Origin of the sequence: Pseudomonas sp. NPDC089741 (assembly GCF_044748825.1) — a bacterium.
GTDB lineage: Bacteria > Pseudomonadota > Gammaproteobacteria > Pseudomonadales > Pseudomonadaceae > Aquipseudomonas > Aquipseudomonas helmanticensis.
In genome coordinates this window covers 35,634-51,654 of record NZ_JBIVGT010000009.1, presented here as the reverse complement: position 1 = coordinate 51,654, position 16,021 = coordinate 35,634, and the positions used below count along the sequence as shown (strand labels likewise).

14 protein-coding genes are annotated in these 16,021 nt (G+C 59.8%); 9 read left to right on the top strand and 5 right to left on the bottom strand.

The features are described from left to right. The first annotated feature begins 14 nt into the window (after positions 1–14). From ACIPZE_RS12060 to ACIPZE_RS12035, 6 genes are all read left to right on the top strand, one after another. Positions 15–935 (top strand): sigma 54-interacting transcriptional regulator, encoded by a 921-nt coding sequence (locus tag ACIPZE_RS12060; protein WP_283438087.1) that lies wholly within the window; start codon positions 15–17, stop codon positions 933–935. 258 nt (positions 936–1,193) lie between these two features. Beyond that, positions 1,194–1,991 (top strand): MetQ/NlpA family ABC transporter substrate-binding protein, encoded by a 798-nt coding sequence (locus ACIPZE_RS12055; protein ID WP_016985636.1) that lies wholly within the window; start codon positions 1,194–1,196, stop codon positions 1,989–1,991. A gap of 665 nt (positions 1,992–2,656) precedes the next feature. Beyond that, positions 2,657–3,322: an amino acid ABC transporter permease gene (locus ACIPZE_RS12050; protein ID WP_400773012.1), complete on the top strand. Its 666-nt coding sequence runs from the start codon at positions 2,657–2,659 to the stop codon at positions 3,320–3,322. Beyond that, on the top strand, positions 3,303–3,962 hold the full coding sequence (locus ACIPZE_RS12045) for an amino acid ABC transporter permease (RefSeq protein WP_400773010.1): 660 nt from the start codon (positions 3,303–3,305) through the stop codon (positions 3,960–3,962). Before ACIPZE_RS12050 ends, ACIPZE_RS12045 begins: the two co-directional genes overlap by 20 nt. Further along, positions 3,959–4,741 (top strand): amino acid ABC transporter ATP-binding protein, encoded by a 783-nt coding sequence (locus tag ACIPZE_RS12040; RefSeq protein ID WP_283438084.1) that lies wholly within the window; start codon positions 3,959–3,961, stop codon positions 4,739–4,741. The genes ACIPZE_RS12045 and ACIPZE_RS12040 overlap by 4 nt, the downstream gene beginning before the upstream one ends. Further along, positions 4,738–5,610, top strand: coding sequence for a transporter substrate-binding domain-containing protein (locus ACIPZE_RS12035; protein WP_283438083.1), 873 nt, complete (start codon positions 4,738–4,740; stop codon positions 5,608–5,610). Before ACIPZE_RS12040 ends, ACIPZE_RS12035 begins: the two co-directional genes overlap by 4 nt. Before the next feature lie 222 nt (positions 5,611–5,832). On the opposite strand, the gene ACIPZE_RS12030 is transcribed toward ACIPZE_RS12035, so the two are convergent. Next, complete coding sequence (locus ACIPZE_RS12030; RefSeq protein WP_283438082.1) at positions 5,833–7,029, bottom strand: AAA family ATPase; 1,197 nt, start codon at positions 7,027–7,029, stop codon at positions 5,833–5,835. Between the two features lie 223 nt (positions 7,030–7,252). Here ACIPZE_RS12030 and ACIPZE_RS12025 point away from each other — a divergent pair, with 223 nt between their 5' ends. Genes ACIPZE_RS12025 through ACIPZE_RS12015 form a run of 3 tightly spaced genes read left to right on the top strand, consistent with a single transcriptional unit; the run spans position 7,253 to position 12,467 of the window. After that, entirely contained in the window at positions 7,253–8,356 is a 1,104-nt protein-coding gene (locus ACIPZE_RS12025; RefSeq protein WP_129387514.1) for an efflux RND transporter periplasmic adaptor subunit, read from the top strand. Further along, entirely contained in the window at positions 8,353–9,417 is a 1,065-nt protein-coding gene (locus ACIPZE_RS12020) for an efflux RND transporter periplasmic adaptor subunit (protein ID WP_283438081.1), read from the top strand. Before ACIPZE_RS12025 ends, ACIPZE_RS12020 begins: the two co-directional genes overlap by 4 nt. After that, entirely contained in the window at positions 9,414–12,467 is a 3,054-nt protein-coding gene (locus tag ACIPZE_RS12015) for an efflux RND transporter permease subunit (RefSeq protein WP_400773007.1), read from the top strand. Before ACIPZE_RS12020 ends, ACIPZE_RS12015 begins: the two co-directional genes overlap by 4 nt. A gap of 84 nt (positions 12,468–12,551) precedes the next feature. Here ACIPZE_RS12015 and ACIPZE_RS12010 read toward each other — a convergent pair whose 3' ends face one another. The 4 genes from ACIPZE_RS12010 to ACIPZE_RS11995 form a co-directional block, all read right to left on the bottom strand. Continuing rightward, positions 12,552–13,181 (bottom strand): class I SAM-dependent methyltransferase, encoded by a 630-nt coding sequence (locus ACIPZE_RS12010; protein WP_400773005.1) that lies wholly within the window; start codon positions 13,179–13,181, stop codon positions 12,552–12,554. A 128-nt stretch (positions 13,182–13,309) separates the two neighbouring features. Then, positions 13,310–13,954 (bottom strand): methionine ABC transporter permease, encoded by a 645-nt coding sequence (locus ACIPZE_RS12005; protein ID WP_400773003.1) that lies wholly within the window; start codon positions 13,952–13,954, stop codon positions 13,310–13,312. Then, the gene (locus ACIPZE_RS12000) at positions 13,944–15,065 is read right to left on the bottom strand and encodes a methionine ABC transporter ATP-binding protein (protein WP_400773001.1); all 1,122 of its coding nucleotides are present in this window, start codon (positions 15,063–15,065) and stop codon (positions 13,944–13,946) included. Before ACIPZE_RS12000 ends, ACIPZE_RS12005 begins: the two co-directional genes overlap by 11 nt. A gap of 2 nt (positions 15,066–15,067) precedes the next feature. Next, positions 15,068–15,877 (bottom strand): MetQ/NlpA family ABC transporter substrate-binding protein, encoded by an 810-nt coding sequence (locus tag ACIPZE_RS11995; RefSeq protein ID WP_283438077.1) that lies wholly within the window; start codon positions 15,875–15,877, stop codon positions 15,068–15,070. Positions 15,878–16,021: the final 144 nt, after the last annotated feature.

Genomic DNA, 16,021 nt, shown 5'->3' with positions numbered 1-16,021 from the left:
GGCGGGAGTCTGCCATGAGTTTCGAAACTTTCGGTCAGCCGTTGCTGACCTTTCCCGATGCGGAAAAAAGCCCCCTGAGCATTCGCGCCAAAGCGCTGGTGTTCGTCGATCCGCGTTCGCGGCAATTACGTGAAGAACTCGAGCATCTGGCGCCGCGCTCGATTTCGGTTTTGATCCGTGGCGAGACCGGTACCGGCAAGGAGTTGCTCGCCCGGCATATCCATCGCGCCAGTGATCGCAGCGGTTTGTTCGTTTCGGTCAATTGCGGCGCCATCAGCCCGACCTACGCCGACGCGGAATTATTTGGCTACGCCGCCGGCGGTTACAGCGGTTCGGCCAGCAGTCGCGCTGGCTGGTTCGGTTCGGCCAATGGCGGCACGTTGTATCTGGATGAGATCGGCGACCTGCCGCTGCCGATCCAGATCAAACTGCTTGCCGCTTTGGAAAACCACGAAGTCACCCGCGTCGGTGCGCATCAGCCGAGCCCGGTGGATGTGCGCCTGGTGGCCGCGACCAGCATCGATCTGGCGCAAGCGGTCGACGCCGGGAAATTCCACGAGCGGCTCTATCATTACCTCAGCGAGGGGCATCTTGAGCTGCCAGCGTTGCGCGCGCGTACCGGCGATATTCTCTCGCTGGCCGAGTATTTCCTAGGCATCTACAGCCAGCGTCTGGACCTCCCTGTGCCACTGATCAGCGAAGCCGCGCAGCACGTGCTTGAACAGCACAGTTGGCCGGGCAACACCCGCGAACTGGAAAACGTCATTCACTTCGCCTTACTGGTGAGCACTGGCGACGAAATCCTCCCGGAGCACCTCAATCTGCCGCCGCTACTGACGCAGATCGAGGCCCAGATCAAGCAGATCCTCTCCACCGGCTCGACAACCGACCAGACCGCCCTCAAGCAGCTCCTGAAAAACACCGGTCTCCTGTAGGAGCTGGCGCAGCCTGCGATCTTTTGATCCTGCTTTAGCGATTTAACCTATTGAAAATCAAAAGATCGCAGCCTTCGGCAGCTCCTACGCGTCTAAATCGGGTGTATGAACAAAATGGAATAACAACGTGAATAAACGTTATTGTCCGGGAATAAAAAATCCCGGTATTGTCCGCTTCACGCCAGCGATAGCACTTCACTGGCACTCGTATTAAATGCCGTCGCCATCCGCGACCGTGATTTTCGATAAGGACACTGCATGAAAAAGGTTCTGTTGTTTACCGCATTGGCGGCTGCTCTGACTGCTTCCCTGGCCAACGCCGGCGAGAAACTGGTGGTTGCCGCGACCCCGGTTCCGCACGCTGAAATCCTCGAGCTGATCAAACCGACCCTGGCCAAAGAAGGCGTGGATCTGGAAATCAAAGTCTTCACCGACTACGTTCAGCCGAACGTGCAGGTAGGCGAAAAGCGTCTGGACGCCAACTACTTCCAGACCCTGCCGTACCTGAACAGCTTCAACCAGGGCAAATACAAGGACGACAAATCCAAGTACCTGGTGACCGTGCAAGGCGTGCACGTTGAACCGTTCGGTGGTTACTCGAGCAAGTACAAAACCCTGGCTGAACTGCCGGACGGCGCGACCATCGCCATCCCCAACGAAGGCAGCAACAGCGGCCGTGCACTGATCCTGTTGCAGAAGGCTGGTTTGATCGAACTGAAAGACCCGAAAAACGCCCTGGCAACGCCGAAAGACATCGCCAAGAACCCGCACAACTTCAAGTTCAAGGAACTGGAATCGGCGCTGCTGCCACGCGTTCTGAAAGAAGTTGATCTGGACATGATCAATACCAACTACGCGCTGGAAGCCAAGTTGAACCCGACCAAGGACGCTCTGGTGATCGAAGGTGCTGACTCGCCTTACGTGAACTTCCTGGTGGCCCGCGAGGACAACAAGAACAGCGACGCGATCCAGAAACTGGCCAAAGCCCTGACCAGCCCGGAAGTCAAAGCGTTCATCGAGAAGAAGTACAACGGCGCGGTACTGCCGGCGTTCTGATCTGACGCTTGAGTGAACCCCTTCAAGGTATGAAAACGCCGATGGCCAGCGACGGTCATCGGCGTTTTTGTGTGCGTGCGCAAAGCGGCCCTCACCCTAACCCTCCCGAAACGTCGGACCGCCCAGAGGTAGAGGGGACTGAATGGGGGATATTGACGCAATACGCCGACGTGAAAGATCTCTGCCGAATCCATAATCGACTCGGTCTTTCAGGTCGATGTATGACGCCAGACACCTCGCTCAGCCCCCTCTCTCTCGGGGAGAGGGCTGGGGTGAGGGTGCTCTTGATTCTCAGGCCACCTGAGCCTTCAACGCCCGGCGCAACGCCACGAGCAATTTCACAATGTCCTGCGGATCCAGTCGCTGCGGCACTTTTACGTCCATGTTGTCTTCCTTGTTATGGTTTGGCCGGGGGAGTCTGGCCAAAAGCTGTTCATCCTTGGAGGGCTTTTGTGAAAAAAAGATCCGTCCTACAGCGCAAAGGAAAATAGCCTTCTTATTCCTTCCCGGCAAACCTACAAGATAGTTTTTTGGGTGATATCAATATGCTTTAACGGTATTTAAATTCTGGTTTTTATACCTATAAAGTCATCCCCTGCCGGACAGCCATCCGCTGTCCATGGACTGCATCACCGCCGCTTACCGAGCGACGTCCAGGACGTTTCATGACCTTCGATTACGCTTTCATCCTCAGCACCCTGCCGGCGTTTCTCAAAGCCGTGGGCGTGACGCTGCAGGTCGGTTTCATCGCCATCGGTACCTCGTTACTGGTGGCGCTGCTCAACGCGACGATTCTGGTATTCCGCACGCCTTACCTGCAAAAGCTGGTCGGCCTGTACGTGGAACTGGCGCGTAACACGCCGCTACTGATCCAGCTGTTCTTCGTCTACTTCGCCTTGCCGGCAACGGGAATTCAGGTTTCCGGTTTCACCGCCGCGATCATCACCATGACCTTTCTCGGTGGCGCCTACCTCACTGAAGTGCTGCGCGCCGGCGTCGATGCCGTACCGCAGGCGCAGCTGGAATCGGGACGCTCCATCGGCCTGTCCCACGGCCAATTGCTGCGCTACGTGATCCTGCCGCAAGCGGGGATCCTCAGTCTGCCGTCGCTGTTCGCCAATTTCATTTTCCTGCTCAAGGAAACCACGGTGGTCTCGGCGGTGGCGGTGCCGGAAATCCTCTACACCACCAAGAGCTACATCGCGCTCTATTACAAAACCTACGAAATGCTCGCCGTGTTGACGCTGATCTGTGTGCTGTTGTTCTTGCCGCTGTCGCTGTTGCTCAGCCGTCTGGAAAGGAGGCTCCAGCATGGCCAGTTCGGGTCTTGAATTGCTCTGGGTGTCGTTGCCGCAATTGGCCAAGGGCGCCGGGCAAACCTTGTCGATCTCGTTTCTGAGCATCGCCATCAGTACGATCGGCGGCGTGCTCTACGGCGTGTTGCGCACGCTCAACATCACGTGGCTGAACGCGATTCTGCGGGTGTATCTGGAGCTGTTCCGGGCGATTCCGGTGCTGGTCTGGTTGTATCTGTTGTTTTTCGGCTTGCCGATTTTCTTTGGTTTGAGCATTCCGAGTTTCTGGTGCGCGGTGCTGGTGCTGTCGTTGTGGGGCGCGAGTGAAGTCGGCGAAGTCGCGCGTGGTGCGCTGCATTCGTTGCCGCGCGGCCAGCGTGAAGCAGGGCTGTCGATTGGCCTGAACGCCGCGCAACTCTATGGCTACGTGCTGTTGCCGCAAGCGTTGAGACGCATGACGCCGCCGACCATCAACGTCTACACGCGGATCATCAAGACCAGTTCGCTGGCGGTGCTCATAGGTGTGGTCGACGTGATCAAGGTCGGCCAGCAGATCATCGAGCGCACTTACGAATCGGTGTTGATCTACGGCGCGCTGTTCCTGTTTTTCTTCTTCATCTGCTACCCGCTCTCGGCCGCCTCGCGCGTGCTGGAGCGGCGCTGGACGCCAGCATGAGCGCATTGATCGAGTTTCACGGCTTCAACAAATTCTATGGCGAGCAGCAAGTGCTCAACGGCATCGACCTGCAAGTGCAGAGCGGCGAAGTGATCGTCATCCTCGGCCCTAGCGGCTGCGGCAAAAGCACTTTGCTGCGGTGCCTCAACGGTCTGGAAGAAGCACACAGCGGCAGCCTGAAATTTGTCGGCCGCGAGCTGCTGGACAAAGCCACCGACTGGCGTGACATCCGCCAGCAGATCGGCATGGTTTTCCAGAGTTATCACCTGTTCCCGCACATGAGCGTGCTCGACAACCTGCTGCTCGGCCCGCTGAAGGTGCAGAAGCGCCAGCGCCGCGAAGCGCAGCAGCAAGCTGAGGCCTTGCTTGAACGCGTAGGTCTGGCCGACAAGCGCGATGCATTTCCGCGCCAGCTCTCCGGCGGCCAGCAACAACGCATCGCCATCGTCCGTTCGTTGTGCATGAACCCAGGGGTGATGCTCTTCGATGAAGTCACCGCTGCCCTCGACCCGGAGATGGTCAAGGAAGTCTTGCAGGTGATTCAGGGCCTGGCCCGCGAAGGCATGACCCTGTTGATTGTCACCCATGAAATGGCCTTCGCCCGCGCGGTGGCCGACCGCATCGTGTTCATGGATGCCGGGCGCATCCTTGAACAAACCCCGCCCGAGATTTTCTTTACGAACCCGCAAACCGCACGCGCGCAGCAGTTTCTGGAGAAGTTCTCCTTCGTTGCAACACTGCCAAAAACGAATCCGACAAAGGAACTGGAACTGTTATGAAAACGGCCACTTTTTTACTGCCCTTGCTCAGCCTCGCCTTGCTCGCTGGTTGCAGCAAAACCGAAGAACCACCGAAGCCGAAAGTCGCCAGCGAAAGCGCTGCGCCAGCTGGTTATCTGGACAAGATCAAGGCCCGCGACAAGCTGATCGTCGGCGTCTTCACCGACAAGCCGCCGTTCGGTTTTGTCGATGAGGCCGGGCGTTACGTTGGTTTCGATACCGACATCGGCCGGCGCTTCGCCAAGGATCTGCTCGGTGACGAGACCAAGGTCGAGTTCGTTGCCGTCGAGCCAGCGAGCCGTATTCCGTTCCTGCAAAGCGATAAGGTCGACCTGATCCTCGCCAACATGACCGTGACCCCGGAGCGCAAGGAAGCGGTGGAGTTCACCAACCCGAACCTCAAGGTTGCCGTGCAGGCACTGGTACCGCAAAGCAGCCCGGTGAAAAACCTTGATGACCTGGCGACTCGCACCACCATCGTCACCACTGGCACCACCGCTGATATCTGGCTGACCAAAAACCACCCGGACTGGAAACTGCTGAAGTTCGAGAAGAACTCCGAGTCGCTGCAAGCCTTGGCCAACGGTCGTGGCGATGCCTATGCGCAGGACAATCTGGTGCTGTTCAGCTGGGCCAAGCAGAACCCGGGGTACCGCGTGCTGGAGGACAAACTCGGTGCAGAAGCGCCGATTGCGCCGGCGGTGAAGAAGGGCAATATCGAACTGCGTGACTGGGTGAATACCGAGCTGACGAAGTTGGGTGAAGAGAAGTATCTGCTCAAGCTGTACGACCAATACGTGCGTAAAGAACTGAGCGATGACACCAAGCCTGAGAGCGTGATTGTTGAAGGGGGCAAGTGGCAGGGGTGATTGTCTGTGGGGGCGGTGGTGAGGCTTGGCCCTCACCCCAGCCCTCTCCCGGAGGGAGAGGGAGCCGACCGAGGTGTCCTGCGTCACACATCGACCTGAAAAACCGAGTCGATTATGGATTCAACACAGCAAGATCAGGTCGGTGCACCTCGAATATTCAACTCGGTCAGTCCCCTCTCCCCCCGGGAGAGGGCTAGGGTGAGGGGCTTTTGACCGAAGCACTCAGTCCGGCCAATACCACGCCGGCGTCTCCAGCACTTTCTGCCCGACAATCCCGGTCTCCCCCAGCGTCTTCTCCAGCACAATGCAATTGCATTCCTGATCCTCCTGCAACGCCGAAATCAACCGCCGCGCATGCGATACCACCCACACCTGACACTGCTCCGAGGCGCGAATAATCAACCGCGCCAACGCCGGTAGCAGATCTGGGTGCAAGCTGGTTTCCGGCTCGTTCAGCACCATCAGCGACGGTGGCCGCGGCGTCAGTAGCGCCGCAACCAGCAGCAGATAGCGCAATGTTCCGTCCGACAACTCCGCCGCCGACAGCGGCCGCAACAAGCCTTCCTGATAAAACTCGATAGCAAATCTTCCGCCGGCCTGAGCTTCGATATGCAGGCGCGCGCCGGGAAAGGCATCGGTGATGGCGGCGCGCATCGCCTCGCCGTCGCCGATTTCGATGATGGTCTGCAACGCGGCCGCCAGATCGCGTCCATCGTGATGCAGAACCGGCGTGCGCGTGCCCAGTTGTGGCTGACGCACCGGCGCGTCGGCATCGCTGCGAAAGTGATCGTAGAAGCGCCAGCGACGGATGAACTCGCGCATCTGAAACACTTCCGGCGAGCTGCGCAGGCTGCCGACCTGATCGAACAGGCTGTCGAAGTTCGGCGTGTGCTGCGCCAGCACATCCCATTTGCGCTCGGCGCGTGCGCGGATCATCGGCCCGTCGCGATCGACCAACAGGCTGGCTGGCCGGTAATGCGGCCCGGCCCAGATGCATTCGCGTTTGATCTGCGGGTCGAGGCTGAAGCGGGAGGGAATTGGCCGCGCATGTTCGGGCAGCATGAAATGGCCATTGGAGTCGGGCAGACCGAGGCTGATCGAATAGCTGAAATCTTCCCCGGCGAATCCCAGGCGCAGACGCTTCACACCTTGGCGCACTGTCGATTGGATCGGCACCTCGCCGTTGCGCATGCGCCGGCTAATGGTTTCCGGCCCGGCCCAGAAGGTCGAATCGAGTCCGCCCTCGCGGGCCAGCGCATTGACCACGCCGCCCTGCGCGGTTTCCGCCAGCAGGCGCAAAGCTCGATAGAGATTGGACTTGCCACTGCCGTTGGGGCCGGTGATCAGGTTCAGCCGGCCGAGCGGGATCACCAATTTATTGATCGAGCGGTAATTGGCCACCGCCAGGGTTTTAAGCATGAGTGTCCTTCTCTGGATGCACTGAATCCGCCACAGAATACCCCCTGTGTAGGAGCTGCCGCAGGCTGCGATCTTTTGATCTTTGAAAACACCATCAAAAGATCGCAGCCTGCGGCAGCTCCTGCGGAGATTAATCTTCATTCGAGCGAGCAATGGTGGAACCCTGTTCTAAGCTCTGAAGTCGTATCGTCCCGATAGTCTCGAAAAATGCCAAGGAGTCTGCATGGCGGGTCCCGGATTGAAAGTGGTGGTGGCCCTCAGTGCCGTCGCCTTGCTGACCGCTTGCGGCGACAAGAAACCCGCGCAGGAATACTTGCCACGGGTCTTCGTACAGGAAGTGAAACCCACGGATTACGCGGCTTCGGTGACACTCACCGGTGACGTGCAGGCGCGCGTGCAGACCGAGCTATCGTTCCGTGTTGGCGGCAAGATCATCCAGCGCATGGTCGATGTCGGCGACCGGGTTTCGGCCAAACAGGTACTGGCCAAGCTCGATCCCAAGGATCTGCAGACCAACGTCGATTCTGCGCAAGCCCAGGTGGTCGCTGAACAGGCGCGGGTGCAACAGAGCGCGGCGGCCTTCGTGCGTCAGCAGAAATTGCTGCCCAAAGGCTACACCAGCCAGAGCGAATACGATTCCGCGCAAGCGGCATTGCGCAGCAGTCAGAGCGCATTGAGCGCGGCGCAGGCGCAACTGGCCAATGCCAAAGACCAACTCAGCTACACCTCGTTGATCGCTGATGCGCCGGGCGTGATCACCGAGCGCCAGGCCGAAGTGGGTCAAGTGGTCCAGGCCACCGCGCCGATTTTCAGTCTGGCCCGCGATGGCGACCGCGACGCGGTGTTCAACGTTTATGAATCACTGCTCGCCGAGCGCCCCACGGATAACAAGATCACCGTCAGCCTGCTCGACAATCCCGAGATCAAAACCACTGGCACCGTGCGCGAAGTCACCCCGGCGGTGTCCGCGCAGTCCGGCACCGTGCAAGTCAAAGTCACCCTCGATAAATTGCCGCCGGGCATGCAGCTCGGTTCGGTGGTCAGCGCCACGGCGAAAGGCTCCGGCAAATCGGCGGTTGAATTGCCGTGGTCGGCGCTGACGAAAAACATCAGCGACCCGGCGGTGTGGATGGTCGACGACAAGGGCGAGGCGCAGTTGCACACGGTCACGGTCGGTCGCTACCTGACTGGCAAAGTCATCATCAGCGAAGGCCTCAAGGGCGGCGAGAAGGTCATCGTCGCCGGCGGGCAGTTGTTGCACCCGGGGATGAAAGTCGAGATTGCCGAAAACACCTACAAGGATCTGCAACCGGGAGCACAGCCATGAAGTCTCTGTGGCTGTTTCCCGTAGCTGTGTTGTTAGCCGCGTGCTCGAAGAAAGAACCACCGCCCGAGCCGGTGCGCCCGGTGCTGTCGGTCAAGGTCCAGGCGTTGAGTGAGGAAAGCCTCGGGCGTTTTGCCGGCAGCATTCAGGCGCGCTACGAGAGCAATACCGGGTTCCGCGTCGGTGGCCGTATCGCCAGTCGTAACGTCGATGTCGGCACGGAAGTCGAGAAGGGCACGCTGCTTGCGACCCTCGACCCGTCCGATCAACAGAATCAGTTGCGCTCGGCCCAGGGCGACCTGGCGAAGATCCAGGCGCAATTGATCAACGCCCAGGCCAACGCTCGCCGGCAGCAAGCGCTGTTTGATCGCGGCGTTGGCGCGCAGGCGCAACTGGACGTCGCCAACACCGATCTGAAAACCACTCAGGCTTCGCTCGATCAGGCGCGGGCGGCGGTCAATCAGAGCAAGGATCAACTCGGCTACACCGAGCTGCGCTCCGACCACAAAGCCGTGGTCACCGCGTGGAACGCCGAGGCCGGGCAGGTGGTGACCGCCGGCCAGCAAGTGGTGACACTGGCGCAGCCGGACATCAAGGAAGCGGTGATTGATCTGCCCGACACCCTGGTCGATCAGATCCCCGCCGACGTAGTGTTTTCAGTGGCCGCGCAACTCGATCCAAGCATCAACACCACCGCCGTCATTCGCGAGATCGAACCGCAAGCGCAGAGTGCCACGCGTACTCGCCGTGCACGGCTGACCCTGGCCGATACGCCGGACGGTTTCCGCCTCGGTACCGCGATCAGTGTGACCCTCAGTTCAGCGATCAAGCCGCGTATCGAATTGCCCGCGACGGCATTGCAGGAGGTCGATGGCAAAGCGCGCATCTGGGTGATCGACACCCAAAGCAAAACCGTCAGCCCGCGTGATGTCAGCGTTATCAGCCGCACCGACAGCACTGTGGTGCTGGCCGGCGGGGTAAAGAACGGCGAGCAAGTGGTCAGCGCCGGCGTCAACAGTCTCAAACCCGGACAATCCGTGAAACTTGACGAGGACAGTCAATGAAAGGCTCTTTCAACCTCTCCGAATGGGCCCTCAAGCATCAGTCATTCGTCTGGTATCTGATGTTCGTCGGATTGCTCATGGGGGTGTTTTCGTACTTCAATCTGGGCCGCGAAGAAGACCCGTCGTTCACCATCAAGACCATGGTGATCCAGACCAAATGGCCGGGCGCGACCCAGGAGGAAACGCTCAAGCAGGTTACTGATCGCATCGAGAAAAAACTCGAAGAGCTCGACTCCCTCGACTACGTGAAAAGCTACACGCGCCCCGGCGAATCGACGGTGTACGTGTACCTGCGCGACACCACCAGCGCCAAGGACATCCCGGAAATCTGGTACCAGGTGCGCAAGAAGATCAACGACATTCGCGGGCAGTTCCCCCAAGGCATTCAAGGCCCGGGGTTCAACGACGAGTTCGGTGATGTATTCGGTTCGGTCTACGCGTTTACCGCCGACGGCCTGACCATGCGCCAGCTACGCGATTACGTCGAGCAGTCGCGAGCCGAGATCCGCAACGTGCCGGGGCTGGGCAAGATCGAAATGGTCGGCCAGCAGGACGAAGTGATTTACCTGAACTTCTCCACGCGCAAACTCGCCGCGCTGGGCATCGATCAGCGTCAGGTGGTGCAGAGCCTGCAATCGCAGAACGCCGTAACCCCGGCGGGTGTGATCGAGGCCGGTCCAGAACGGATTTCCGTGCGCACCTCGGGGCAGTTCGCTTCGGAGAAGGACCTGGCCGAGGTCAATCTCAAGCTCAATGATCGTTTCTATCGCCTGGCCGACATCGCTGAGATCAGTCGCGGTTACGTCGACCCGGCGACACCGGAGTTCCGTTTCGACGGCAAACCGGCAATCGGCCTGGCGATCGCCATGCAGAAGGGCGGCAACGTGCAGGCGTTCGGTAAAGCCCTGCACGAACGCATCGACCAACTCACCGCCGACCTGCCGGTGGGCGTCGGCGTGCACACCGTTTCCGATCAGGCGGTGGTGGTGGAAGAAGCCGTTGGCGGTTTCACCAGCGCGCTGTTCGAAGCGGTGATCATCGTGCTGGTGGTGAGCTTCATCAGCCTCGGTGTGCGCGCCGGTCTGGTGGTGGCGTGCTCGATTCCGTTAGTGCTGGCCATGGTGTTTGTGTACATGGAGTACAGCGGCATCACCATGCAGCGGATTTCCCTCGGTGCGTTGATCATCGCCCTCGGCCTGCTGGTGGACGACGCGATGATCACCGTGGAGATGATGGTCACGCGCCTGGAAATGGGCGAGACCAAGGAACAGGCGGCGACCTTCGCCTACACCTCGACAGCATTCCCGATGCTCACCGGTACGCTGGTGACCGTCGCCGGTTTTGTGCCGATCGGCCTCAATGCCAGTTCTGCCGGCGAATACACCTACACGCTGTTTGCGGTGATTGCCGTGGCGATGCTGGTGTCGTGGGTGGTCGCGGTGTTCTTTGCGCCAGTGATCGGCGTACACATCCTCAGCACCAACGTCAAACCCCATTCTGCCGAGCCCGGGCGCATCGGCCGCGCGTTCAATGGCGGTTTGCTCTGGTGCATGCGCAATCGCTGGTGGGCCATCGGTATCACCGTGCTGTGTTTTGCCCTGTCGATCTTTTGCATGCGTTTTGTCCAGAACCAGTTCTTCCCGTCTTCCGACCGCCCGGAAATTCTGGTTGATCTGAACCTGCCGCAAAACGCCTCGATCGACGAAACCCGCAAAGCCGTCGACAAACTCGAGGAAACCCTCAAGGGCGACCCGGACATCGTGCGCTGGAGTACTTACATCGGTCAGGGCGCGATCCGTTTCTACCTGCCGCTCGACCAGCAATTGCAGAACCCGTACTACGCGCAACTGGTGATCGTCAGCAAAGGCTTCGAATCCCGCGAAGCATTGAGCGAGCGCTTGCGCGAGCGTCTGCACAAGGAGTTCGTCGGCATCGGCAGCTACGTGCAAGCGCTGGAAATGGGCCCGCCCGTGGGGCGTCCAATCCAGTACCGGGTCAGCGGCAAGGACATCGATCAGGTGCGCAAGCACGCCATCGACCTCGCCACCGAGCTGGACAAGAACTCGCACATCGGCGAAATCATTTACGACTGGAACGAACCGGGCAAAGTCCTGCGCATCGACATCGCCCAGGACAAGGCGCGCCAACTCGGGCTGTCGTCCGAAGACGTGGCAAACCTGATGAACAGCATCGTCAGCGGCTCGCCATTGACCCAGGTCGATGACGATATCTACCTGATCAACGTGGTCGGACGCGCAGTGGATTCCGAACGCGGTACCCCGGAAACCCTGCAAAACCTGCAGATCGTCACGCCGAGCGGCACGTCGATTCCGTTGCTGGCGTTCGCCACTGTGCGTTACGAACTGGAGCAGCCGTTGGTCTGGCGTCGCGACCGCTTGCCGACGATCACCATCAAGGCGTCGGTGCGCGACGAGATCCAACCCACCGACCTGGTGAAAATCCTCAAGCCTTCTATCGACGCTTTCGCCGATAAACTGCCGGTGGGTTACAAGGTCGCCACCGGCGGTACCGTCGAGGAAAGCGGCAAGGCCCAAGGGCCGATTGCCAAGGTTCTGCCGTTGATGCTGTTCCTGATGGCGACCTTCCTGATGATCCAGTTGCACAGCGTGCAGAAGATGTTCCTGGTGGCGAGCGTGGCGCCGCTGGGTCTGATCGGCGTGGTTTTGGCGCTGGTGCCGACCGGTACGGCGATGGGTTTCGTGGCGATTCTGGGGATTCTCGCGCTGATCGGCATCATCATCCGCAACTCGGTGATTCTCGTGACGCAGATCGATGAATACGAGAAGAAGGGTTATGCGCCGTGGGATGCAGTGGTCGAGGCGACCGAGCACCGCCGCCGACCGATCTTGCTGACCGCAGCGGCGGCGAGCATGGGCATGATCCCGATTGCCCGGGAGGTGTTCTGGGGGCCGATGGCCTACGCGATGATTGGCGGGATCGTGATCGCGACATTGCTGACGCTGCTGTTCCTGCCGGCGCTGTATGTGGCCTGGTACAAGATTCGCGAACCGAAAAAAGACGCCGCCTAGGGCAAAAGTAAAAGATCGCAGCCTACGGCAGCTCCTACCTATCACCCCATGTAGGAGCTGCCGCAGGCTGCGATCTTTTGATCTTCAACCCACACGCCGCCAGACACTGGCCAACCAGGGCTGCTGCTCGCGTGGCAGCCCCGCCGGCCGGAAATAATGCTCCAGCTCGACAAACCCCGCCGCCGTCAGCAATCCGCGCCAGGCCTCCAGATCGTGATAAGAGCCATAGCGCGGCCCGTTCCAGCCCTCACGGTTATCCCCACGCGGATTCGAACTGAACAACACCCCACCAGGCTTCAACGCGCCGTGCAATTGCTTGAGTACCCTCGGTAACTCCTGCAACGGCACGTGAAACAGCACCGCGTTGGCAAAAATCCCGTCAAAGCGTTCAACCGGCAGCTCAAGCTTGAGAAAATCCTGCTGCAACACCTCGCAGCCGCTGTCCTCGCGCGCCATCCGCGCAAATTCCTGCGAACCATCCAGGCCGACCGCAACGTGACCCATACGGGTAAACGTCTGCAAATCCCGGCCCGGCCCGCAACCGAAATCCAGGATCGTGAACGGCGCCGCGCCCTGAATATGCCGCAGCAATGCATCGATGTTCTGGCTGACATCGTGGTCGCGGGTGCCTTCGCGGAAGTCCTCGGCCACCGAGTTGTAGTGGCCGAGGGTGGTGGCGGTGATCTGTTCGAGGTCGGTGGGGGTCTGTTTCATGGTCAGTTGCGTGTTCAAGGAGAGATGCGCTGACTATAAGCGAAAAGATCGCAGCCTGCGGTAGCTCCTACAGAGGGTACACATGCCAATGTAGGAGCTACCGCAGGCTGCGATCTTTTGCTCTTGCCTCAGCGCTTGTTCAACCCCCGCGCCAAGCGATCCCCACCCAGCTGAATCACCGCTACCAACGCCACCAGCAACACAATCACCGTCAGCATGATCTGGCTATCAAAACGCTGATACCCGTAGCGATAAGCGATATCCCCCAAGCCGCCAGCACCAATCGCCCCAGCCATCGCCGAAGAGTTGATCATCGTCACCAGGGTAATCGTGAACCCGCCGACAATCCCCGGCAGCGCCTCCGGCAACAGCACATGCCAGACAATGTGCCAACGTCGGCAACCCATTGCCTGCGCCGCCTCGATCAAACCATGATCGACCTCACGCAAACTCACTTCGGCAATCCGCGCAAAGAACGGCGTAGCGGCAATGGTCAGCGGTACCACGGCGGCCCAGACGCCGTACGTGGTGCCGACAATCAACCGGGTAAACGGAATCAGCGCGACCATCAGAATCAGAAACGGGATCGAGCGAAACAGGTTCACGAACGCGCCCAACGTGCGGTTCAACAGTGGCGCTTCGTAGATCCCGCCCTTGTCGCTGGTGACCAGGATCACCGCCATCGGAATGCCCACCAGCAGGGCGATCAGCGACGACACACCGACCATCAGGAACGTGTCGATAAAACCTTGCAGCAAGCGATCAAACCACATATCCGACGACCTCCACCCGTTGTGCCCATGGCGCGGCGCGCTCGCGCAATTGCTCGGCGCCAAACGATGAGCCGCTGACGGCTAACAGCAGTTGCCCCAGCGCATGCCCCTGAATCCGTTCGACGCCGCCCTGCAGCAACTTCACCCGGCCACCGAGCGCAGTAAAAAGCGCCGCCAGATCCGGTTCGTCGCTGGCACTGCCGGTGAACTGCAAACGCAGCACCACGGCTGCGTCGGAGGAGGGCGGCTGCGGGTGCAAACGGCTCTGCAATTCTTCCGGCAAGGCGTGTTGCAACGGTGCGAGCAAGGTCTGGCTGACCTCGTGTTGTGGGTTGCCGAACACTTCCCAGGCCGGGCCTTGCTCGACAACGCGGCCTTGCTCCAACACCACCACGCGGTCGCAGATCTCGCGGATTACCGCCATTTCGTGAGTGATCAGCACGATGGTCAGGCCCAGGCGTCTGTTGATCTCGCGCAGCAGGCCGAGGATCGACTGGGTGGTCTCCGGGTCGAGCGCCGAAGTCGCTTCGTCACAGAGCAGAATGTCCGGGTCATGCACCAGCGCGCGGGCGATGCCGACACGTTGTTTCTGCCCACCGGAAAGCTGCGCCGGATAGGCTTTGTGCTTTTCTTGCAGACCGACCAGTTCGAGCAGTTCGCGAACTTTTTTCTCGCGTTGCTCTTTCGGCACGCCCGCGACTTTCAGCGGCAGTTCGACGTTCTGCCAAACGGTTTTCGCCGACATCAGATTGAAGTGCTGGAAGATCATGCCGATCCGTCGACGCAGCGCTACGAGACGGTCTTCATCGAACTCGCCGATGTCGATCTGATCGATCAGCACGCGCCCCGAAGTCGGCTGTTCCAGACGATTGATCGTGCGGATCAACGACGACTTGCCGGCACCGCTGCGACCAATGATGCCGAACACTTCACCGCGCGAAATCGCCAGATCGATGCCTTGCAGCGCAGCGACCGGGCCTTGCCGGCCGTTGTAGGTTTTGCCCAGGCCGATAAAGCGTACGTGGGCGCGATTCAACTCGGGATGCAGCTCGGTTTTTTCAGCATTGTGTGGCTCTGGAATTTCCAGTCGCCGTTGGATCGCGGCCGTCATGCTCAGCTTTCCCAACCGGCTTGATACAGCTTGCCGTGGGCCTTATCCAGCGCCGCGCGAACGACTGGCGAATGCTGGTAGATGTCGACGAATTTGATCAGGCGCGGGTCGGTTTTGCTCTTCGGCTGGATGACGAACTGGATTACGTATTCCTTGTGATCGAGACCGTCGAACAGCAGCGCGGAACCGGCATCGAAGGTCTTCGCCAGACGAATGTAGGCCGGATAACCCTGGACCAGATCGGCGTCGTCATAGGCGCGTACCAGTTGCACGGCCTCGACTTGAAGGATTTTGATTTTCTTCGGGTTGGCGACGATGTCGTCTTCGGTGGCCTTGTAGCCGACACCCGGTTTCAGCGTGATCAAACCAGCCTTGGCGAGCAATTGCAGACCGCGACCGCTGTTGATCGGATCGTTGGCGATAGCGACGCTGGCGCCCTCTGGCAGCTCATCGAAGCTTTTGTATTTTTTCGAGTAGAGGCCGACGTTATTGATGATCCCCGGCGCGAACGGCACCAGGTCAAAACCGGCGGCAGCCTTGGCGTTTTCGAGGAACGGGATGTGCTGGAAGTAATTCACGTCGATGTCGCCGGCGGCGAGGCTGACGTTCGGCGCGATCCAGTCGGTGAACTCCACCAGCTCGACCTTCAGGCCCTGTTTGGAGGCTTCTTCGACGGCGGCTTCCAGAGGGATGGCGAAGGCGGCGGTGGTGCCGATTTTCAGGGGGGCGTCAGCGGCGAAGATCGCAGAGCTGAACAGGCCGAGGGCCAGGGCCAGTGCTTTGACTGGGTGGGACAGAGTTTTCTTGGTCATGATGGGTTTTCCAGTCAGTGCATGAATTTTTCACAGATCGTTCCCACGCTCTGCGTGGGAATGCCTCTATGGACGCTCTGCGTCCGCTGTTGGGACGCGGAGCGTCCCGGGCTGCATTCCCACGCAGAGCGTGGGAATGATCAG

Bases quoted from the DNA above. Each gene is read 5' to 3' on its own strand.
- ACIPZE_RS12050 (WP_400773012.1), top strand. From the start codon at position 2,657: ATGACCTTCGATTACGCTTTCATCCTCAGCACCCTGCCGGCGTTTCTC.
- ACIPZE_RS12015 (WP_400773007.1), top strand. From the start codon at position 9,414: ATGAAAGGCTCTTTCAACCTCTCCGAATGGGCCCTCAAGCATCAGTCA.
- ACIPZE_RS12010 (WP_400773005.1), bottom strand. From the start codon at position 13,181: ATGAAACAGACCCCCACCGACCTCGAACAGATCACCGCCACCACCCTC.
- ACIPZE_RS12030 (WP_283438082.1), bottom strand. From the start codon at position 7,029: ATGCTTAAAACCCTGGCGGTGGCCAATTACCGCTCGATCAATAAATTG.
- ACIPZE_RS12040 (WP_283438084.1), top strand. From the start codon at position 3,959: ATGAGCGCATTGATCGAGTTTCACGGCTTCAACAAATTCTATGGCGAG.
- ACIPZE_RS12005 (WP_400773003.1), bottom strand. From the start codon at position 13,954: ATGTGGTTTGATCGCTTGCTGCAAGGTTTTATCGACACGTTCCTGATG.
- ACIPZE_RS12060 (WP_283438087.1), top strand. From the start codon at position 15: ATGAGTTTCGAAACTTTCGGTCAGCCGTTGCTGACCTTTCCCGATGCG.
- ACIPZE_RS12025 (WP_129387514.1), top strand. From the start codon at position 7,253: ATGGCGGGTCCCGGATTGAAAGTGGTGGTGGCCCTCAGTGCCGTCGCC.
- ACIPZE_RS11995 (WP_283438077.1), bottom strand. From the start codon at position 15,877: ATGACCAAGAAAACTCTGTCCCACCCAGTCAAAGCACTGGCCCTGGCC.
- ACIPZE_RS12055 (WP_016985636.1), top strand. From the start codon at position 1,194: ATGAAAAAGGTTCTGTTGTTTACCGCATTGGCGGCTGCTCTGACTGCT.
- ACIPZE_RS12035 (WP_283438083.1), top strand. From the start codon at position 4,738: ATGAAAACGGCCACTTTTTTACTGCCCTTGCTCAGCCTCGCCTTGCTC.
- ACIPZE_RS12020 (WP_283438081.1), top strand. From the start codon at position 8,353: ATGAAGTCTCTGTGGCTGTTTCCCGTAGCTGTGTTGTTAGCCGCGTGC.
- ACIPZE_RS12045 (WP_400773010.1), top strand. From the start codon at position 3,303: ATGGCCAGTTCGGGTCTTGAATTGCTCTGGGTGTCGTTGCCGCAATTG.
- ACIPZE_RS12000 (WP_400773001.1), bottom strand. From the start codon at position 15,065: ATGACGGCCGCGATCCAACGGCGACTGGAAATTCCAGAGCCACACAAT.